Annotated in this window: 22 protein-coding genes; 4 read left to right on the forward strand and 18 right to left on the reverse strand. The window is 39.3% G+C overall.

All coding sequences use genetic code 11. The annotated features are described in order from the left end of the window. The first annotated feature begins 97 nt into the window (after positions 1 to 97). A complete protein-coding gene (locus AUF14_RS05945) occupies positions 98 to 331 on the forward strand; it encodes a helix-turn-helix domain-containing protein (protein WP_049221567.1) in 234 nt (77 codons plus the stop codon). Positions 332 to 713: 382 nt separating this feature from the next. Here AUF14_RS05945 and AUF14_RS05950 read toward each other — a convergent pair whose 3' ends face one another. The 4 genes from AUF14_RS05950 to AUF14_RS05965 form a co-directional block, all read right to left on the reverse strand. Next, a complete protein-coding gene (locus AUF14_RS05950; protein WP_049221564.1) occupies positions 714 to 911 on the reverse strand; it encodes a hypothetical protein in 198 nt (65 codons plus the stop codon). A 126-nt stretch (positions 912 to 1037) separates the two neighbouring features. Then, a complete protein-coding gene (locus tag AUF14_RS05955; RefSeq protein ID WP_049221561.1) occupies positions 1038 to 1700 on the reverse strand; it encodes an HAD family hydrolase in 663 nt (220 codons plus the stop codon). A gap of 121 nt (positions 1701 to 1821) precedes the next feature. Then, positions 1822 to 2439: a hypothetical protein gene (locus AUF14_RS05960; RefSeq protein WP_049221557.1), complete on the reverse strand. Its 618-nt coding sequence runs from the start codon at positions 2437 to 2439 to the stop codon at positions 1822 to 1824. 160 nt (positions 2440 to 2599) lie between these two features. Next, positions 2600 to 3223 carry an NAD(P)H-binding protein gene (locus AUF14_RS05965; protein ID WP_049221639.1) on the reverse strand — a complete coding sequence of 208 codons (624 nt, stop codon included), beginning with the start codon at positions 3221 to 3223 and terminating at the stop codon, positions 2600 to 2602. A gap of 192 nt (positions 3224 to 3415) precedes the next feature. Here AUF14_RS05965 and AUF14_RS05970 point away from each other — a divergent pair, with 192 nt between their 5' ends. Genes AUF14_RS05970 through AUF14_RS05980 form a run of 3 tightly spaced genes read left to right on the forward strand, consistent with a single transcriptional unit; the run spans position 3416 to position 5266 of the window. Beyond that, positions 3416 to 4213: a bifunctional hydroxymethylpyrimidine kinase/phosphomethylpyrimidine kinase gene (locus AUF14_RS05970; protein ID WP_049221554.1), complete on the forward strand. Its 798-nt coding sequence runs from the start codon at positions 3416 to 3418 to the stop codon at positions 4211 to 4213. Next, positions 4210 to 4704 carry an ECF transporter S component gene (locus AUF14_RS05975; RefSeq protein WP_016180255.1) on the forward strand — a complete coding sequence of 165 codons (495 nt, stop codon included), beginning with the start codon at positions 4210 to 4212 and terminating at the stop codon, positions 4702 to 4704. The genes AUF14_RS05970 and AUF14_RS05975 overlap by 4 nt, the downstream gene beginning before the upstream one ends. 22 nt (positions 4705 to 4726) lie before the next feature. Then, on the forward strand, positions 4727 to 5266 hold the full coding sequence (locus AUF14_RS05980; RefSeq protein ID WP_016180254.1) for a TIGR01440 family protein: 540 nt from the start codon (positions 4727 to 4729) through the stop codon (positions 5264 to 5266). A gap of 104 nt (positions 5267 to 5370) precedes the next feature. Here the strand turns inward: AUF14_RS05980 and AUF14_RS05985 are convergent, their stop codons facing one another. From AUF14_RS05985 to AUF14_RS06050, 14 genes are all read right to left on the reverse strand, one after another. After that, positions 5371 to 7605, reverse strand: a complete 2235-nt coding sequence (locus AUF14_RS05985; protein WP_049221551.1) for an AAA family ATPase — start codon at positions 7603 to 7605, stop codon at positions 5371 to 5373. Positions 7606 to 7628: 23 nt separating this feature from the next. Continuing rightward, positions 7629 to 8108 carry a DUF6530 family protein gene (locus AUF14_RS05990; protein WP_049221548.1) on the reverse strand — a complete coding sequence of 160 codons (480 nt, stop codon included), beginning with the start codon at positions 8106 to 8108 and terminating at the stop codon, positions 7629 to 7631. Between the two features lie 839 nt (positions 8109 to 8947). After that, positions 8948 to 9793, reverse strand: a complete 846-nt coding sequence (locus AUF14_RS05995) for a DegV family protein (protein ID WP_016180251.1) — start codon at positions 9791 to 9793, stop codon at positions 8948 to 8950. An 81-nt stretch (positions 9794 to 9874) separates the two neighbouring features. Beyond that, positions 9875 to 11053, reverse strand: coding sequence for an LCP family protein (locus AUF14_RS06000; RefSeq protein ID WP_102865944.1), 1179 nt, complete (start codon positions 11051 to 11053; stop codon positions 9875 to 9877). A 97-nt stretch (positions 11054 to 11150) separates the two neighbouring features. Beyond that, positions 11151 to 11999, reverse strand: coding sequence for a prephenate dehydratase (pheA, locus tag AUF14_RS06005; protein WP_049221445.1), 849 nt, complete (start codon positions 11997 to 11999; stop codon positions 11151 to 11153). Beyond that, positions 11999 to 12508, reverse strand: coding sequence for a shikimate kinase (locus AUF14_RS06010; RefSeq protein ID WP_016180248.1), 510 nt, complete (start codon positions 12506 to 12508; stop codon positions 11999 to 12001). Before AUF14_RS06010 ends, pheA begins: the two co-directional genes overlap by 1 nt. A gap of 98 nt (positions 12509 to 12606) precedes the next feature. Next, positions 12607 to 13884, reverse strand: coding sequence for a 3-phosphoshikimate 1-carboxyvinyltransferase (aroA, locus tag AUF14_RS06015; protein WP_049221447.1), 1278 nt, complete (start codon positions 13882 to 13884; stop codon positions 12607 to 12609). A gap of 3 nt (positions 13885 to 13887) precedes the next feature. After that, on the reverse strand, positions 13888 to 14961 hold the full coding sequence (locus AUF14_RS06020; protein ID WP_049221450.1) for a prephenate dehydrogenase: 1074 nt from the start codon (positions 14959 to 14961) through the stop codon (positions 13888 to 13890). A 16-nt stretch (positions 14962 to 14977) separates the two neighbouring features. Then, complete coding sequence (aroC, locus tag AUF14_RS06025) at positions 14978 to 16138, reverse strand: chorismate synthase (protein WP_049221452.1); 1161 nt, start codon at positions 16136 to 16138, stop codon at positions 14978 to 14980. Between the two features lie 6 nt (positions 16139 to 16144). Next, on the reverse strand, positions 16145 to 17203 hold the full coding sequence (gene aroB, locus AUF14_RS06030; RefSeq protein ID WP_102865945.1) for a 3-dehydroquinate synthase: 1059 nt from the start codon (positions 17201 to 17203) through the stop codon (positions 16145 to 16147). 16 nt (positions 17204 to 17219) lie between these two features. Further along, on the reverse strand, positions 17220 to 18260 hold the full coding sequence (gene aroF / locus AUF14_RS06035; RefSeq protein WP_049219406.1) for a 3-deoxy-7-phosphoheptulonate synthase: 1041 nt from the start codon (positions 18258 to 18260) through the stop codon (positions 17220 to 17222). A gap of 21 nt (positions 18261 to 18281) precedes the next feature. Further along, complete coding sequence (gene aroE, locus AUF14_RS06040; protein WP_049219408.1) at positions 18282 to 19160, reverse strand: shikimate dehydrogenase; 879 nt, start codon at positions 19158 to 19160, stop codon at positions 18282 to 18284. Between the two features lie 537 nt (positions 19161 to 19697). After that, positions 19698 to 20480, reverse strand: a complete 783-nt coding sequence (locus tag AUF14_RS06045; RefSeq protein ID WP_049219410.1) for an ABC transporter ATP-binding protein — start codon at positions 20478 to 20480, stop codon at positions 19698 to 19700. 4 nt (positions 20481 to 20484) lie between these two features. Next, on the reverse strand, positions 20485 to 21366 hold the full coding sequence (locus AUF14_RS06050) for an ABC transporter permease (protein WP_049219412.1): 882 nt from the start codon (positions 21364 to 21366) through the stop codon (positions 20485 to 20487). Between the last annotated feature and the right edge of the window lie 3 nt (positions 21367 to 21369).

The raw sequence follows: 21369 nt of genomic DNA on the forward strand, positions 1-21369 counted from the left end.
GGTTATAATGTAATTATAAGCGTAGTAAAACCCTATAATCAACCTAATCAGGGTAACGAAACATGTTATTATATAGAGAGAAAAAGGAGTGTGGAGCATGAACAAATTGGATGAACATAAGATGATTGTTGACAGAATATTACAATTAGCTCATGATAATAACATAACAATAAACAAGCTCGCCTCTTTATCAAATATTAGGCAATCAACCTTGAATGGAATAATTAATGAAGAAAGAATTCCTAATTTATCAACATTATCTAAAATATGTGGTGGTTTGAAAATTTCCTTAAAGGATTTTTTCGATTATGAACCATTCAATAAAAAATAACACCTCGAGTGAGGTGTTATAATTTTCTGAGTTGACGGTAATATACATTAAACAAAGTTGAATAGTAATTTTCTTTTGAATTGATTCACTAATTCAAGCTAAATTATGACTTCATAGCTTTTCACGGTATATTATTATCATTTACATTTTTACAACTTATCTATTAAAATTTATACCGATTTTCCGTTCATTCAGTTCGCTTAAGTATTTTATTATTTTCCAACTAATTATTTTATCAAATAAAATCAAAAACTCACATTCCATAAAATCAATGAAAAATAATCTCACCAAATTGATTTTATGATCTAAAAATTTAGAAAAACGATTTGCAAAAAAATCCAATAAAAAAAACGCTGCATTTTTTACAGCGTCTTAAAAAACTCTATCTTTCTACACCAGTGAAAACCTGTTCAACATAAAAGGCTTTCACACCTTGTTTGTCGTACATATATTTTGATTTAGGGTCGTAATACATTAATCCATCTAATTCTAGATAATACTCAAATAACGATTCCTCAAAAAGGTCTGTAAAATCCAAGCCGGCCTTTAAAAATTCCTCTTTAGAAATAAAATCAATCATGAAAATCACCTCTATAGCTGTTTTGAGTACAAGGTACCATAATGAAGTTCGTTTGTACCGTCATTAATAGTTGATGTATCATATTAAATTGATTGTTTATTTCTATTTTATTTGCCTCCCTCTCTCCTATTTATTTAATGTCTGAATTATCTCGTAGGCTTCCGTCATGTCTTCAACTAAATAATCAGCCGCACTTTGGTCAATAGCAGCTCTCGTTTCCTTATAGGCGATCGTGGTGATACCAGCCGCTTTTGCTGCGCTGATGCCATAATAAGAATCTTCAATGGTGATCGCTTGATTTGCTGAGACATTTAGTTTTTCTAATGTATTTAAATAAATCGCTGGATTTGGCTTGCTTTCTTCGACAAATTCGCCGCTATAAATCACGTCAAAATAATCCTTGATGTTACAAGAATTCAACACTTCGATGATATGTTCATAGGTTGAAGATGATGCGACTGCCAGCAAAACTCCTTTTGATTTGGCCCATTTTAAAATTGGAAGAAGCTCTTTTCGAAACAGTTGTTGGTAGTTAATTGATTCATATGCAATGGCATTGTATGCTTCAAAACGACGCTTAATCTCATTTAGAGAATCGTTGCTGCCGATAAATTTTCTTAATGTCTCATAAAGCATATTGTAAGACTGCCCAATCAATTCGTCGAAATTGGTTTTCACTTGATTGATCGATGGATTTTCTTTTTTGATGAATTCCTGTTGAATGCGAAAATCTTGAAACTCAGTATCGACAATCACGCCATCCATATCAAATATTATCGCCTTAATCATTCATTTGCCTCCTTAATCTCTTTAATGGGAATTATTGCAAACCTTTTCATGAAAAGCAAATTGATTTAAGATTTAAACACAAAAAAATAGCCAATTACGTAGTTCCTTCACGTAGTCTCGGCTATTTCTTCATTTTCCCTCGAAGGGCTTTTATTTTTTCAAGTGTAATAATTTTCGATTGCGGCTCAGTATTTTTTTCGTCTTCTACTTTGCGTTCTTCTACTAACGTCAGACCACGATGCTCCGCTCGAAAAATATTTCGCTTGATTTCTTCTACCTTTTGCAATTTCCTTGATGCTTCAGATCTGTCTCGTAAAAGCTTTTTAATTTTTTTTTCATGAATTCGTTCTGTTACTTTTTCATCGAAATAACTTGTAGTTGCAACATTGATTACCAACGCAATCAACAGGAAATTATCTGTTACACTAGAACCGTCTAAATAACCATTGCTAAATAACCAGATAACAAAGCAAATCAAAGCGATCATACTGAAAACCTGATACACTCTGAGTGCCTTTTCTCTTTCATTACGATCAGCGAATATGGGTTTTGCTTCATTAAACAAGGCAAGATAAAGATTACGCGCTTCAGCAAATTCAGGCTGTGTCTTAATTGCTGTATCGTACGCTTCTTTTTTTGTAAAGCCTTGCTGCTTCATGTAATATTTCGCAATCTTTCTTTTTCTGATCATTTGAACCCCCTCTTCGATTCTAAGATCATGGATATGTTGAAGATTCATAAGGCGACTCCTTAATCACGGAATTCTATGTTCGGCAGTCTCTATTTTATCATTAAGTTAGTAGAAAGACTAAGAAATTCTTTAATATTTTTCGCCTCGACTGAATTAAGAAAAGAGAAATCCACTCAGACTAGGATTCTCGTCGAGTGGACCAATTTCTTTATATTTTTTTTAGCGCTTCGTTAATTGGTGTATTGCCATCTCCCATTAAAATTACTTTCTTAATGGTATTTTCTTGTTCGAGCAGCTCTGCTAAAACAGCAGCAACGTTTTCAATGGAATTTTCAGATTTCTCTGTGATATTTGTAGTTATTTTTCCGCTTCCGGGAGTTTCTTTCAGACTGCCGGGTTGCAAAATTGTGTACTCTAAATTGGTTTTATCAATCAACCAATTGTCTGAGAAGAATTTTGAAATATTATAGTCAGTCAACGCGCCACTCCATTTGTCTGGTTGCAAAGCAAATAGCGAACTTAAATGAATGTACCGTTTAATTCCCTTTTTCTCAACTGCTTGCATCAATTTTACAGCGCCAAATAAATCTGTTTGTAATAGATCTTTTCCTCGTGAACCAGCTACGAAATAAACTGCTTCTGCATCAGTTAATGTATTGGCGATTTCATCAATCGTGCCATGCAAATCTAAATGAACCGGGGTAACAGATTCGTTCGCTTCAATCGCGTCATCACGACGTGCGCCTGCGTAAACGGTGTGTCCTTTTTCAACTAAGTTTTTGATCAGTTCTTCGCCTACTCTTCCGGTAGCTCCGGCAACAAATATTTTCATATACATAATCCCCTTCCTCACTAGTTATGCTAACGTATTTCTCTAGCTGGTACAAACAATAGCACTTGAAATTGGATGAGATAAGAAACAACCAATTGGCTGTTTCTTTTTTATTGTATAACTTTATAATGAGGTCATTGATTGAATTATAAAATAATTTGCATCTATACGTCTTAATTGGGGAGTTTTTTTATGACAAGGACAATATTGACTATTGCAGGATCGGATACTTTAGCCGGTGGTGGTCTGCAATCAGATTTAAAGACATTTGAGGACTATCATTTATTTGGTTTGACTGCGATTACCTGTATTGCGGTTGTTAAAAATGGACAGTTTGCAATCACTAATTTGCCTACTGAACTTTTAAACGATCAATTGAATACAATAAAAGATAACCTTTCATTAGATGGGATAAAGCTTGGGCTAATCCATCAATTAGAGTCGCTGGAAATCGTCAAAAGCTTTTTGCGTTCATTTGATGGTCCAATCGTTTTAGATCCAGTTATGGCCTTCAAAGAAACTGATCATGTATATAATGATAGCTATCGAGAAAAATTGATTGAGCTATTTCCTTTTGCTACGGTAATTACGCCGAATTTAAAAGAGGCAGAGCTTTTAAGTCAGCAGAAAATTTCTAATCCGACGGAAATGGAGCAAGCTGCGAAAAAAATTATTGATCTTGGTGCACAATCAGTTGTAATTAAAGGTGGTCAACGTCTTTCTGGCAATTTAGCTTCGGACCTTTTTTATAATGGCGAGACTTTTCAGTATTTTTCTAAACCTAAATTGTCCAACGTAACGATTAATGGCGCAGGTTGTACCTTTGCATCAGCTATTGCATCGAATTTAGTTTTAGGCAAAGATTTGGTTAACGCGATTGAAGATAGCAAGGAGTACGTTTATCAAGGGATCAAAAATGGACTACTTTTAAAAAACGGAGAGGGAAATGTTTGGTTCGGTGATAGCGTGAAATCGGAGGTTATGACATGAAAACAAAAGAAATGACAAAATTGGCGATGATGGTGGCTTTGACTGTCACTCTCTCAATTCTTTTCATCATTCCGATTCCTGCGACTAAGGGATTCGTGACATTGTGTGAAGTGGGCATTTATGCTTCAGCTATGCTTTTTGGTCCGACTGGTGGATTTTTAGTAGGTGCGTTAAGCGGAGGCTTGATCGATTTGATTTCTGGATATCCGGAATGGGCAATTTTTTCGATTGTGATTCATGGACTACAAGGTTTCATTCTAGGTTATCTGTATAATAAATTTCCAAATCGAAAAGGATTATTTTTTGGATTCTTGTTTGCCAGTTTGTTCATGATTATCGGCTATGCAATAGCTACGGCATTGCTATTTGGTTGGCCAGCCGGTTTAGCCTCGCTGCCAGGTAATCTTGTACAAAATATTTTTGGTATCGCGGTGACCATTCCTCTTTATCACGCGTTGCAAAGAGTACTACGTCACCCTCAATATAAATAGTTAATAGAAGGAAGTCATTCTAATGGAAAAAGAAAAATTACAACAAGATTTATCAACGATTGTCAACGATGTTTTAGCAGAAGCCAACCTTAAAGCTGGTGACGTTTTTGTTTTAGGCTGTACGACTAGTGAAATCGTCGGTGGAAGGATCGGAAAAAATTCAAGTCAAGAAGTTGGTCAATGGGTTATCGAAACATTGAAATCGATCCTTGATCCTAAAAAGATCTATTTGGGTGTTCAAGGCTGTGAACACATTAATCGTGCTGTTGTTGTCGAGCGAGAGATTGCCGAGAAAAAGGATTGGGAGATCGTATCCGTTAAACCAGCGTTACATGCAGGAGGCTCTTGCTCTGTAGCAGCCTTTGAACAATTTAGTGATCCAGTGGAGGTTGAACATATTGTTGCTCAAGCAGGAATTGATATTGGCGATACTTCGATTGGGATGCATGTCAAACACGTTCAGGTTCCTGTTCGTCCTTCTATCAAAGAATTAGGTGGCGCTCACGTAACAGCTCTACGCAGTCGTCCAAAATATATTGGCGGACCACGCGCGACTTACTAAATCGATTTGAACGAACTTCTTTTAGAGAAATAGTTAAAAAGTTAAAGTCGAACACAGAAACACTTCCAATTAATAAGTGTCTCTGTGTTCGACTTTTTTAATCTTTAAATAAAACGGGCGATTAATTGAAGTAATTGTTGTGGTAAGGTAGAAATATCTGAAATATCAACAAAATTATTTTCACCATATAAAGCCCGCAGCTGTTCCTTATCCTCACCAATCGCACAAGCAATAAAGAGAATGCCCTTTCGCTCGTAGTCAGCTAACACGTTTTGGATATCTTGCCGAGCTTTTTCTCCAGTATAATCTGGTAATGCTTTCGGTTGTCCGTCGCTGATGGATAATAAAACTTTTGTATCCGCTGCTTGATGACTCAATTTTTCTGCTAATAATCGCAAAGGTACACCATCACGATTGTTTTGACGCGGCTTCATTGTAGACAGCTTTGCTGCTATGAAATCATAATTATCATCGAATTCCTTATAGGAGTATATCGATGTTTTTTCTCGCTGACTAAGATCAGCAGAGTCGCCATAAAGCATCAAAGGAATATTTGTCTTCTCGGCAAATAAACTTAGTGCAACAGCTGCTAATTTAGCATTTTGAATCCGGTCATCTCGCAGCATCGAGCCTGACTCGTCGACACGGACGGCTAATGCCAATGATGGATTTTCACTTGGTGGATTTTTCTTGTCAAAATTCCGCAGATCACCATAGGCCACATGACTTGGATTAAAACGAGCCCCATAGTATTTACCACTAGAAAAATCATTACTTACCTCTTTAGTCAGGAGGTCATTGATCACGCGACTTAAGCTTTCAACTTCTGGTAACACCTGCTGCGTTAATTCTTGACCATTTTTGATGGCTATCTCATTAATTGTTGGTCGATGAAGAATCGTTCCTTCCTTTGCATGAATTGTTTCCTTCAAGCTCTCACGGATCTCACGATTCAGTTCTTTTCGCTTCGCTTTATCGATTTCGGCCATTTCATCTAATGACATAGCAGAGCCGATTTTTTCTTCTTCATCAAGTGAAGCGGAAGTACTTTCGGCTTCGGTATCATTTCTGGTAGCATCATCAGGAATTTCTATAGAATCCGGTTGTTTTTCTTTTTCCGAAGCAACTTCTTCTGACTTTACTTCCGCCTCGTTTTCTACAGAGCCTTCAGTCTCTATCGCTTCATTTTTTAACGTTGCCTCTTCCGCCTCTTCTACGATATTTCGTTGGTCGGCTTCCGCTTGGCTGATTTTTCTGCCTTGCTTTAATTTTTGCTGATTTTTTACTTGTTGAAGTTCTGTTAGTAATCTACTTTGTTCTAAAGCATCTTGCAATATCTTTAATTCATTCTCATCTGTAGTCAACTTATACAGGACTTTAGGAAAAATACTCTCCAAAGGATCTTGTCCCTGCTTCAAGCTATTGACCCAAAAGAAATAGGAACGCATACCAGCAACCCCTTTGATTGCATTGGCTTTAGCTGTTTCATCTAATAATCGAATGATTTTAGCCATAATTTCCAGGTAATCATAGTCAGTAAAATTCGTTTTAGCCATTGCCCGGTCAATCATTACTTCAATAGTAGGCAGGTCCATTTTTTCTGCATGCTGCACCCGATCCCGCAAGGATTCGTTTAGCGGGCGGTTTCCTTGATAATTGCGATTGGTAGTGATGATAACGACACAATCAGGGTGTCGGCGAATGATCCCAGTTGGTATGTTCAACAACCCGTTTGGCTCCAAAGCTGAGTTCAATGCAACCAAAACGGAAGCGTCACGAATAACTGTCGGTTCTTGGATTTCTAGCAAATAGCCCTTTTGCATTGCCCGAACGATTTCTGAGGGATAAAATTTATACTCAACACTTGTAGTATTATCCGCTTGATCGATTCGTTCAATTAACTTACTTAAACGTTCCTTTGCTTGGTTCGCATCAATTTGAAAGTGAGTTGCAATTACTGATAAAACTTCTTGTAAAGAATCCGTTTGATAAATGGTTTCCAGTAATTCTTGATCTTCATCGCTATCTGTTGAAACAACTGGCAATAAGGCACCGAAGACATCCGTTTTGTCCATATCAGCAAAACAAGTAACTTTGGTATACGGAAGCTGCAAATCATCTGATAAAGCTCGTGCCAGCTGTGTTTTGCCAGATCCGGCGTCTCCTTCTAGGAGCACATTCATGATCTTCATTTCAGGATCGAGCCAATTATTTTTAATTTCTGATGCAATTCTTACTTCTTCCTGACTCGTTTTGTGACTAGCTGGTTTGCGCCAAATCATCTGTTCTTCTACTTTGGTAAACTTGCGTCCATTTGTAACGACAAAAGAATGATCCATCCTTTCTCACCTCTTCCTTTGTTTTAGTAGCCTAGTTCATCCAAAAGACGTTTCAAGGTGCGATAACGCTGTGCAATCAAATCGCCATCTTTATTCATTGTATCGTTGAATAAAATGATATCCTCATCTATTTTTGGATTTTCTGTGTCAACTTGAACTTCCATCCGTCCACCTTGTAGGCCGATAATTTCTACCTTAGGATTTTCAGGGTCATAAAATTTCTCATAGCGATAAGCATCCTGCAAATAGATACTTGATTGCGCTACTAAGATTGCCAAGTCCAAGATTCTCGTAATGGGTAATTCTTCTGATTGTCGTGACCACTTTTCACCAGTATGACGCCAAACTTTTCCAGAAATATCCACGCGGCCGCGATCGTTCCATTGTGCTAAGCCTAGCGTTAATCCTTTGGCGTCACTATCCCAGGCATGATGTCCGTCGATTTTATCATAATCTTCAACCAAAAAAACTGGTTTATGCTTTAAGTTAGTAGGGATTTTCATTGAACTTCCTCCTAGTCTGTTTCATTCATTGAATAAGTTTCTAATAATCGCACTAGTAATTTAGTAAATTACTAAACTACTAATGAAAAAAGAATACGAAATAAAACAAGTTTTTGCAACTAACTCCTACTAATGCATTCATTTTTTAAAACCCGAAAAAATGAGTTTTATCTTCGTTGCGTGTACCATCAAACTAAACAACGTTATTGAGATTTTGTGGGAATTGTTGTTTTCCATTTACGCTGAATAAACTGCGAAAAGTTAGACTGGCAACTAACTCTTACTAATGTATTCATTTTTTAAAACCCGAAAAAATGAGTTTTATCTTCGTTGCGTGTACCATCAAACTAAACGGTTCTATTGAGATTTTGTGGGAATCGTTATTTTCCACTTTTGCTGAATAGAACTGCGAAAAGTTAGACTGGCAACTAACTCTTACTAATGTATTCATTTTTTTAAATCCGCAAAAAATGAGATTTATTTTCGTTGCGTGTACCATCAAACTAAATGGTTCTATTGAGATTTTGTGGGAATCGTTGTTCTCCACTTGTGCTGTATAAACTGCGAAAAGTTAGACTGGCAACTAACTCCTATTAAGGAATTCATTTTTCGAAAACCACAAAAAATGAATTTTATTGTCGTTGCATATACCATCAAACTCGACTGTTCTATTGAGATTTTATAGGAAATATCATTTTTTCGTTTGTGTTACGTTGAACTGCGAAAAGTACTACAAAAAACCGAATGCCATACACCTTCGCAATGGAAAGATATAGGACGGTTCGGTTTTCTTTTTGTTAAATTTTTTTCTAAACTCGTTATATTCAATGAGCGGATATTTATTTCGCAACACCAAGAGCGATAGCTTTATCACCTAAATGAGTACCGATTACTGGTCCAAATGTTCCGATTTCAATTGTCGCATCTGGATATTTTTTGCTTAGCTTTTCATATTCTTGTTGAGCCAACTCCGGATTGTTTCCATGGATTACGAAGATTCGTAAATCATGACCATTTTCCTGACGACGTTCTTCGATGATTTCTTCCGTACGTTGTAAGGCTTTTTTTAATGAACGAATTTTTTCTGCTAAAACAATCTTGCCATCTTCAAAGGTAAGGATTGGTTTGATTTTTAATAACCCACCAATAATCGCTGCGCCGTTCGTCAAGCGTCCTCCGCGAACCAAGTTGTCTAGATCGTCTACGATAATGTAAGCATTAGTAGTGTCACGAATCTCATCAATCGCTGCCAATACTTCATCCAGTGATTTTCCTTCATCGCCTAACTCAAGTGCTTTTTCTACCATATAGCCCATAGGTACACTGGTGATTTTTGAATCATATGGAATGACCTGCAGTCCATCGATATCTTCTTTGATTGCTGTCAATGTGCGGACAAAACCAGAGATACCTTCAGACAAATGAATACTGATAACAGTATCGTAGCCCTGTTCCTTGATTGAGCGATATAATTCGAAGACCTCGCCGAGTACTGGTTGCGAGGTTTTCGGGAAATCCTTGCTGGTTTTCAATTTCTGATAGAATTCTTCATATCCAATATCTACCCCTTCTTCAAAAGGTTGATCATCTATGATGACCGGAATCGGAATAATAAATAAATCTTTATGATTGCGTATGCGTTCATTCAGATAGGCGGTACTATCTGTCACGATCGCTAATTTCATAATAGTTTTCCTCGTTTCAATCAAAATTTACAATAATTATAATATAGCACACTCATAGATTCATGGGAATCAAAAATCCAGTTACTTCCCTAAAAAGTCTTGAACTGCTTGAGCGTTTTGAGCAGTATCAACAGCTAACGCGCTGCCGGCATTCGCTGTATCAATATATGACCATGAACCATCAACGGGTAAAGTCAAGCGTTCGATTCCACCAACGGCTTTAGCAAAGTTGAATAGATTTCCTAACACAAACGTATTTGGCATATCTGTCGATAAGTATCCCCAAATCTTTCCAGCTGCGTAAGGACCGCGTAATAGGACTAGTGGATTCTTCAATTGACCGAAGACAGACTGCATCACTTGCTGTTGCCTTCGAACACGCCCGAAGTCTCCTTCTTCATCCATCCGGAAACGAGCATAGTTCAACAAAGTGTGTCCATTCATTCGTTGTGGACCTTTCGTAATAGGTTCGTCAATATACGCACTCATATCCTTTTCAGCATCAATTTGCACGCCACTTGGGAAAAGGGCATCTACCCCTTTTTCAAATGTTTGGAAATCGACCATCGCATAATAGCGGCAATCAATTCCAAAGTTTTCTTTCAAGGTCTGTCGCACCAAATCTGCGCCGCCATAAGCGTAAGCCGCGTTCAGTTTATTTTCACCAACACCAGGGATATTAACATACATGTCCCGCATGAAGGAAACTAACTTAGGTTTGCCGCGACCATCAACCTGCAGCACCATCATAGAATCAGAACGTCCACTGATATTGTCCCTAGTATCGCTGCCTAAAAGCAGGATATTTTTTGAGCCGTTTTCTGATGCTGCACCATTAAATTCTTGCGTCTCCATTTTCGGCATAGAAGAATCAGTCTTGGCAGCAATATTCCCAACACCAAAGGCTATAACAGAATAGCCTAAGAGTGCGACTAAAATCATCACTAAAATTCTTTTCCAGCTGCGCTTTTTCTTAGGTTTCTGTTCATATGGGTTTTTAGGTTTTCGTTTAAACAGATTTTTGATAGCCGGAAGCTTAATATTTGGCCGCTTCTTTTTGGATTCTTGATAATGATCCTCATAATAGAATTCTTCTTCTGGCTCTTGATGAGATTCTTCTACTTTTTCGTAATTAATGTCTTCAAAATCCCTTTTTTCTGTTTGCTTCTCTTTCTTCATCTCACGACGAAAGCCAAAAGGTTTTTTCTCTTCCTTTTGACTCTCCTCATGAATTTTTTTATATTTATCCATTCGGCTCATAGTGCACCTCTTCATCTTCATTGCTATTAGTATAAAAATAGCAAATCATCTAGAGTTTGTCTTATTTTTCACCAAAAAAATTAGAAAACCTTAACTACTAAGATTTTCTAAGATTCGGAAAATATGTTGGATAATTACCAATTAGAGTTACCGTAAAATGTTCCTCTTCAAATTGGCGTAAGACCCTCTGCAGCTTTTCTTGTTCAGGAGTTTCAAGATCAATAATAAAGAAGTACTCGCCTAATTTTGTTTTTTGAGTTCGCGATTCGATCTTCGTCAAATTAAGCTTCTCAGCTGCAAATATCGCTAAACACTGATACAGTGCCCCTGGATGGTCTGCAGCTAGATCAAATAAGACCGTCGCTTTGTTAATTCCTTTTTCTAAACTGCTGTTCAACGGTTGATTGCCCATTACCCAAAACCGTGTTTCATTTTCGCTGATGGATTGAATGTTTTCCTGTACGATTGTTAATCCAAATTGTTCCGCGGCTGCTCTTGAACCAATTGCTGCGTAACGTTTTTCTGGATGGTCTGCGACTTTTTGAGCCCCCTGTGCAGTTGATCCCATTTGTTCAATAGTGACCGTCGGGAAATGATTCATCAGAAACACTTGGGACTGTGCCAAAGCCTGTTGGTGACTGCAAATTAATTCTGTATCCTGCCAAGTATTTGCATGGGCTGGATGCACCATCAATTGCTGCTGAATCGGCAAAACAATTTCTGCCTGAATCGTTGGCAGTGTCTGAAAGATCAAATCCAGGGTGGGTAATACTGAACCTTCGATTGTATTCTCGATTGGAACCACACAATAGTCTAAGGTTCCTTTTCTTTGTTCTTCTAATAATGCAGTCAATGAATCATAAGGAGATAAAACCGTTTCCTCGAAAAAATTTGCCGCCGCACTATAAGTAAATGACCCTCTAGGTCCTAAATAGCCAACTTTCATTAGGAGATAACCTCGACTTGTTGAAGGATTTCACTAACGATCTCCGCAGGTGTTTTTTCTGAAGTGTCTACGGTAATTTTAGCCAATTTCTCGTAGAGCTTTTCTCTTGAAAAGAACAGTCGTTTTAAATCGCCATCATCATTTTTTATGGCCAAGGGACGGATGTTTACCTTGTCCTCGCGAATTCTTTTTATAAGAACATTCGCGTCAGCCTTTAAATAGACGACTAATTTATCGGCCAAGACTTTTTGATTTTCTTTTTGTAAAATGACGCCGCCGCCAGTGGCGATGACTGTCTCTTCATTTAGCGCTTCTTTTAAAAGCTTCGTTTCGTGCTCACGAAATGAAGCTTCCCCATGTTCTTCAAAGTATTCACTGATGGGTTGGCCGATCCGTTCAACTAAGATATCATCCATGTCTACTGAACGAGCGTTTAATGCAGTACTAAGTTCTTTACTGACAGTCGTTTTTCCGGCTCCCATAAAACCGATCAAGACAATTGATTTCATAAAACATTCTCCTTTTTCGTTTTCCTGTGAAAAGTTGGACTGAACTTTTTTGATAATGCTCGATTCAGTTATAAACCTTACCGCCAACATTTCCTCTGCTAATCTTCGATCAATGACTGTAAATCTGTGAAAAAGTTTGGATAAGAAATGTTAATCGCTTTTGGATTATTCAATTCAACGGTATCATCTGTCAATAATGCGGCAATCTGGAGCATCATTCCGATTCGATGATCACCATGACTATCGACATTTCCGCCATGTAAAGGTGTTGGTCCGTGAATAATTAATCCATCATCAGTCGTTTCGATCTTTGCACCTAATTTATTCAACTCCTGAGCAGTAGCATCAATTCGATTCGTTTCCTTGACCTTTAGTTCCTGCGCGTCGCGGATAACGGTTGTCCCTTCTGCCTGAGTTGCTGCTAGGGCAATGATTGGCAATTCATCGATTAGACGTGGAATGATTTCTCCACTGATTTCTGTTGCCTTTAATGGCGCAGTCTTGATTAATAAATCCGCTGCTTGATTTTGCTTGTCTAGAGCGACTTGTTGGATATTCGCGCCCATCTTTTCTAAAACATCTAAAATACCAGTACGGGTCGGGTTGATTCCCACATGATTTAATTGCAGATTGCTATCTGGCAATAAACTTGCCGCTACGAGATAGAAGGCGGCTGAGGAAATGTCTCCTGGAACGGTTACTTCCTGTCCGGTTAATTGTTGTCCACCGGCTATAGTAATGGTTTTATCAACTACTGAAATAGTGCCGCCGAATTGTTGGATCATTTCTTCTGTGTGATTGCGTGATTTTTCTTTTTCAATAATAGTGGTTGTTCCTTTTGCTTGTAGTGCAGCAAAGAGAATCGATGATTTTACCTGTGCGCTCGCAATCGGCATTTCATAGGTGATCGCTGATAATTCACTGCCTTGTATGTCGATTGGTGGAAATTCACTGCCATCTTGCCCTTGCAAGTTGCCCCCCATTGATCGTAATGGTCCCATAACCCGTTCCATTGGACGCCTATTTAATGACGCATCCCCTGCAATTTTTGAAGTGAAGGGTTGTCCTGCTAAAATTCCTAAAACCAAACGCATCGTAGTGCCGGAATTTCCTGCATCTAAGATTTCTTTTGGCTCTTGTAAATGTTCGAACCCTTTTCCTTCGATGAAAATATCTTTTCCGTCATCATGAATCGTTACACCTAATGCTTTAAAAACTGCAATAGTACTCATACAGTCCTCTGCTCTTAAAAAATTATGAACGATCGTTTTTCCATGGCTGATTGCCCCGAACATGATACTGCGATGAGAAATTGATTTATCTGCGGGAATAGTCAATGCTCCAGTGAGTCCTGCTTTTGTTTTTAATAGTTTCATTTGTTAGCTCCTTCTGCGACACCGAAAATCTGCTTCTTCAATTAACAACTGCCCTTTTTCCAAGTCTGCTTGATTTTTAAAAGAAAGCTCTAAAACGCCGAAAATATCTTCGCGCGTTTCTTGGATTTTCAAATTGATAATAGAGATATTGGCTTCACTTATGATAGTCATTACTTTAGCGATTGCTCCGGCAATATCTGGAATGTCGATGTAAAGATCGTAGAATGCCGGAATGACCCCGTGGTCTTTGGTTGGTAAATGATCGCGAGAATGTTTTGCCTGACTAAAAAAGTCGTAGATTGCTGGCTGGTCTTCTTGGACTAAGCTCTCACGGATTTTGGTCATTTCATCCTGCCAGTCGGTAATTAAATCTAGTAAAATTTCACGATTGGTTAATAAAATATCTGTCCACATTTGCGGATCGGATGAAGCAATTCGCGTAATGTCACGAAAACCTCCAGCTGCGAGCTGTGTTGCTCGTGGATGCTCTTCTGTTAGTTGATCACTCATTTTTACCAAACCTGATGCCACGATGTGTGGTAAATGACTCAAAACACCTACGATCTCATCGTGAGAATCAGGTTCGATCACAACAAATTTTGCCCGCGTCGGTTCTAGTAATTCCATTAAGGGATCGACATCTGCTCCTTCAGGTGGTGTCAAAATGTAGTAAGCTTCTTCAAAAAGATTCGGATTTCCTGCTTTGACTCCTGATTTATGCGAGCCCGCCATTGGATGCCCGCCGATGAAAGTAAACGGCAGACTCTGCGCCAATTTCATGACTTCATTTTTGGTGCTGCCGGTATCAGTAACAATCACTGACTCTTTTAGCGGCAAACGTGCCAACTCATGTAAATAGTGCAGTGTAGATAGAACGGGTACGGCTAAAATAATGATATCCATCTCAGGTGCTCTTTCAATAGAAGCAATGTGATCAACCAGTTCGACTCCACGAGCGATTTCACGAGTTTCAGGCGAATAATCCCAGCCAAACAACTCGATCGTTGGATTTTTAATTGCTCTACAAAGTGAAGCGCCGATTAAACCAAGTCCTAAGACGAACACTTTCTTTCTCATAGACGTACCCTCTCTCTTAAAAGTTTTTGATTGCTTCACGGTATTCCGCTACCGCTTGTTGCAGCTCATCAATGGTATCTGACGAGAATTTTTCTAAAATTTCTTCTGCAAGGACGGTTGCCACCACATGCTCTGCTACGACAGATGCCGCGGGAACAGCTGTACTATCGGAACGTTCAACGCTGGCTTTATATGGTTCTTTGGTGTCAATATCGACACTCATTAATGGTTTGTATAGTGTAGGAATCGGCTTCATAACGCCGCGTACGATGATTTGCTCACCATTGGTCATCCCACCTTCGAACCCGCCAAGATGATTACTTGTCCGACTGTAGCCGTTATTCCAAACGATCTCATCCATAACCTTTGAACCTGGTTGGTGAGCTGCTTCAAATCCAATGCCGAACTCAACGCCCTTGAAGGCATTAATGCTTAACATGATTTGCGCGATCTTTCCATCAAGCTTTCGATCCCATTGGACGTAACTACCAAGACCTGCGGGAACATTGTCGGTCCTTACTTCGACGACTCCACCGATGGTATCCCCGGCTTTTTTGGTTTGATCGATTAATTCTTTGACCGCTTCTTCAACCGTTTCGTCTACCATGTTTACTTCAGAAGCAGCTGTTTTGGATTGAATTTCCGGTACACTCATTTTTTCTGGTACGGTAGCTTCGATGCCACCTAGTATTGCCACGTGGCTTGCGATCTCGATATCTACAGCAGCTAAGATTTGTTTCGCCAGTGCGCCGACAGCTACTCGCATCGTTGTTTCACGAGCAGATGATCGTTCCAAAACATTTCGTAAGTCGCTGTGATGGTATTTCATGCCACCAACGAGATCGGCATGACCGGGTCGTGGTTTTGCCACTCGACGTAATTTTTCCGCTTTTTCTTCGACTGGTTCAACGGACATGACTTTCTGCCAATTTTTCCAGTCACGGTTTTCTACGATCATGGTGATGGGTGAACCTAATGTCTTCCCATGTCGTACGCCTGATGTGATACGGACCTGGTCTTTTTCGATCTTCATTCGGCCACCGCGACCATATCCGCCTTGTCTGCGAGCTAATTCTTGATTGATGGCTTCAACGGAAAGTGTTAGTCCTGCTGGAACACCTTCAATAATTGTAGTTAATTCTGGTCCATGAGATTCTCCAGCTGTTAAGTAACGCATAAATGACTACTTCCCTTCTATTAAAAAGTCCTTGATTTCAATTAATTTGATTTTTTGAATGCGAGCTTGACCGATTTCATCTAGCAAGATGATGTTTAAACTATCACCGCGGGCTTTCTTATCATGGGTAATTGCTGAATAAAATTTCTCCGCTTCCCACGGTTGATAAGCATTCGGTAACCCGTATTTTTGATTCATCGCCTTGATTTCATCTGTGATACCCTTTGGCGAAAGTCCTTTTTCTTCTGCTGTTTGAGAAATTTGTACCATACCGATTGCGACAGCTTCACCGTGGCTAATTTTTCCATAGCCGGCAGTGTTTTCAATCGCGTGTCCGATAGTATGACCAAAGTTCAGCAGTAGTCGGGAACCATTATCAAATTCATCCTCTTCCACGACGGTTTTCTTCACGTTTAACGCCTTTGAAATGATCGCTTCACTATGCTCCAGCAGATCTTGGAGTCCTGTTAGTTTCTCAAGATCCTGCCATAGTGAAGCATCACTGATCGCGCCGCATTTAATGATTTCCGCGATACCTTCACGTACGCGTAACTCCGGTAACGAGTTCAAGGTCTCCGGATCGATCATGACACCATCTGGTTGTGCGAAGGTTCCGATCATATTCTTGGCTTTACTCGAATTGACTGCTGTCTTCCCGCCAATACTAGAATCGACTTGTGCCAATAAAGAGGTCGGAATCTGAACAAAAGCAATTCCTCGCATATAAGTTGAGGCAACAAAGCTTGCCAAGTCGCCAACGACACCGCCACCCAGAGCGATGATAGCATCGCTGCGGGTGAATTGTTGATCGGCTAGAAATTCATAGAGATTATTAGCCATGGTTAGAGATTTGCTGCTTTCACCAGCTGGTACGGCATAGTGACAGACCTCATAGTTAGTTAACTGATGATGGATTTTATCGCCATAAATCGGATAAACATTCTCATCGCTGATGATGGCGATTTTTTTGTTTTGCCAAAGTGAGGCAATCCATTCACCGACGGAATCTAAGGCATGGCGTCGTACGATAATTTCGTAAGTTTTTTCTGGTAGCACAATTTCCATGAACGTTTCCCCCTGATTAGATAAGTGACGTTTCTTTGTTTAAGTCTTTGATTTTTTTCATTGCATCAACCATAACTTCAACCTCACTCATCATTTGCAGGTAATTTTTCTCATTCAGTGATTGTTCTCCATCAGACCAAGCGTGTAATGGGTCTGGATGAATCTCCACAATCATTCCGTCAGCCCCAGCTGCTACTCCTGCACGAGCCATAGGTGCAACTAAGTCCCAAACGCCAGTACCATGACTTGGGTCAACGATAATTGGGAAGTGACTCAATTTTTTAATCAATGGCACAGCACTTAGATCAAATGTGTTTCGTGTAGCTGTTTCGTAAGTTCGAATGCCTCGTTCAATGAAGATGATGTTTGAATTGCCTTGAACAGCAATGTATTCAGCGGCGTTTAACCATTCTTGGATCGTACCTGAGATCCCACGCTTCAAGCCAATTGGTTTGCCAGTTTTACCAACTGCTTCTAATAGACGGAAGTTTTGCATGTTGCGAGCACCAATTTGGATAATGTCGGCGTATTGACATACAACATCGATATGGGCTTCATCCATCACCTCTGTTATCACTTTCAAGTCATGAGCGTCAGCGGCTTTACGCATGATCTTCAAGCCTTCTTCACCTAATCCTTGGAAAGCGTATGGGGAAGTCCGTGGCTTGTAAGCACCGCCGCGTAAAATTTTCGCTCCGCCAGCTTTTGCCATCCGTGCCGTTTCCATAATTTGTTCTTCGCCTTCAACGGAACAAGGACCAGCCATCGTTACGAAACTGCCGTCACCAATTTTTACTCCGTCAACGTCAACGACTGTATCTTGTGGATGGAATTCTCTTGATGTGATCTTGTAGGTATTTGAAATCGCCACTGCACGTTCAACTACACTGTAGGCTTGGAATGGTACATTCTGGATAATCTTTGGATCTCCTAAAAGACCAAGAACTAAACGATCTTTCCCATGATTGATTTGTACGCCTAACCCTTCTTCTTTGATACGAGATAAAATTGGGGATAATTCTGATTCTTGAATTCCTTTTTTAATAATTAAGATCATAATAATAACTTCCTTCACTTTTTATTTTTTAATTTCTTTTTCCAATAACGGTTGGATTTGATCGACTGGCATTTCCTTGCCTGTCCATAATTTAAAGGCGGCAGCTCCTTGGAATAACAGCATTCCTAAGCCATTAACAGCAGTTGCTCCAGTCGCCTTCGCTGCTTTTAAAAGTTTTGTTTCACCAGGATGATAGATGACATCGAAAACTGGCAAATCTTTTCTTAATACTTTTTCATCTGGAATTGGCATTTGATCGATATTAGGTGCCATACCAATATTGGTTGCGTTGACTAACAAACTGCTCGTGGCTAACGCATCAGCTAATTGCTTTTCATCCGCTAAATCGTGCAGTTGGATTTGACAGTTCGTTTCCTCTGCGATCATTGCCAGCTTTGGTTCAATTTTTTGATAGAAATCATCTTTGATGTTAAAAACATCAATGGCTGCTACTCCATCAATCGCCGCTTGGGTGATAATGGCAGTCGCCGCTCCACCAGCTCCAAGAATCGTCATTCTTTTGCCGATGATGTCAATTTTGTTTTGTTTCAGGCTTTCCATACAGCCAATTCCGTCTGTAATGTGTCCGATCAGCTTCCCATCTTGATTTACAATGGTATTGATCGCTCCAATTAATCGAGCGGCCTGACTAAGCTCGTCCATATATTTGACAGCTTCCATTTTGTGAGGCATCGATAAATTGACTCCCAACATTTCAAGATCACGAATGGCTTGAATACTTTCGCCAAGTCTTTCTGGCTGAACATCGAAGCTTAGATAAACGGCATCCACCCCTGTTGCTTGAAACGCTGTTGTGTGCATGATCGGTGAAAAGCTGTGTCTTGCAGGCAGTGCATATAACCCGGCTAATCGTGTCTTTCCTGAAATTTCATTTTCCATCTTTCCTCACTCCTTCATTTTTCTTTTTTGTGTTGCTTGATCAGACTCGCAGCTAGCTCGACTGATAGAAATTCATTTTTCTAAAACCGAGAAAAATGAGCTTATTCTCGTACGCCTATCATCCAACTAAATTTCTTGTTCAAAAATTGATTTTTGATACTATTAATTTTCTTCAAACTCAAAATTCTGCGAAAAGTTGGACTGACAAAAAAAGGCCCACTGTAGAAAATCTACAATGAGCCTAGTCTCCCAAAAAAATACCAAAAGAAAAGCCACTATAGATTTTCATCTATGTGGCGTTAAGTCGAACTTAAAATCCTTAGCCATCATAGATACAAACTTGTTGTCGTTTGCATCCATGAACCATGAACACAAACCTATCTAAAATAGCTAAAGTAATAATTATTCAGTTGTGTGTGCGTACTCTTATTCTTATTCATAAAATTCGCTCCAAACTGATTTAAGATTGAACTTAGTATAGATTTGTTTTTCTCATAAGTCAACCCATTATTCTAATTTTCTGTAAAAAAAATTTTTTTACATTACTTCAGCTACTGTGTCACTCTCTTCAAATAGCAGGAATAGATCCGCCAATGTCATGCGTTTCTTCTCTTCGCCACTGATATCCTTAATGATCTCCCCTTTTTCCATCACGATCACGCGATCGCCGTAATGCAATGCATCCTCCATTTTATGGGTGACCATTAAACAGGTGAGATTTTCTTCCTTGATTCGTTGATCGGTCAAAAGCATTAATTGCTTCGCGGTTTTCGGATCAAGTGCAGCTGTATGTTCATCTAGTAATAGTAAATCTGGTTTTGTGATTGTTGCCATCAATAAACTTAACGCTTGACGCTGTCCGCCAGAAAGGAAGCCTGTTGGTGTATCGAGATGATTCTCTAGCCCATTTCCGATCAGTTGGCAGAGTTCGCGATACATTTCTTTCTTTTGATTCAGCTGGCGTTGCCGCAAACGGCGTTTTTGTCCACGTTTTTCTGCTAAACCTAAGTTTTCTGCCACGGTTAAACGAGGAGCGGTGCCCATTTTTGGATCTTGGAAGACTCGGGCAATCGAGGTCGCTCGTTGTTCTTCAGAAAGCTTAGTTAAATCCTTGCCCATCACCGAAACTGTTCCATTGTCCAATTGCAGACTGCCGGAAATGCTGTTAAATAGTGTACTCTTTCCTGCACCATTTCCCCCTAAGACTGTAACGAATTCCCCAGGAGCGATCGTTAAGCTGACATTATTTAAAATCTTGCGTTTATCATTGATGCCATTGCTGATGGTTTTGCTGGCATTTTTTACTTCTACAGCGTTCATCTGACTACTCCTCCTTCTCTAATCCAGTCTTCAAATTCAAGGCTTCTTTTAAGCGCGGAATCATCAAGCATAGTGCCAAAATGATTGATGAGAAAATCTTCAAATAGGTGGTATCTAAACCAGCTTTAATGATAACTAAAATTAATAATTGATAGATGATACTACCTAAAACAATCGCAACTAACCGTTCAATGAAAGTTACTTCTCCATATAAGACTTCACCGATGATGATTGAAGCCAAACCGATAACAATCACACCAACACCTTTACCGATATCGGCATAACCGTCATTTTGGGCAATTAGCGCACCTGATAAAGCGATCACGCCATTTGATAAGGTTAGTCCAATGACTTTCATGCGGTCAGTGTTGATACCAATTGAACGTGCCATATTTTCATTATCACCAGTCGCGATGTAGGCTTGACCGAAATCAGTAAAGAAGAAAAACAATAGCAGGCCTACGATAATTATGATTGCGATTAGCCCTAATAGGACGATATCAAAATGATCCGGCAGATTTAAATTCGTAAAGAAATCTTGGATCTTTGGTTGCTTTAATAAAGAAAGATTGGGTGTTTGCATAATAAACAGCATCACCGAGTTCAATCCCGACATAACGAGTATTCCAGCAAGGATGACCGGGATCTTTCCTTTTGTATACAGCATACCTGTAATAAAACCTGCGCACATTCCAGCGACGATTCCTAGTAAGGTCGCAAGAATTGGTGATACGCCATTGGTGATGGCTGTCACACAGACGGCACCTCCTAGTGGAAATGACCCTTCTGTTGTCATATCCGGGAAATTCAAGATGCGATAGGTCATGAAAATGCCCAATCCTAAAATCCCCCATAAAAATCCTTGTCCGATTGCTGAAATAACCATCTG

The sequence above is a fragment of the Enterococcus avium genome (assembly GCF_002891025.1).
Taxonomy (GTDB): domain Bacteria; phylum Bacillota; class Bacilli; order Lactobacillales; family Enterococcaceae; genus Enterococcus_A; species Enterococcus_A avium.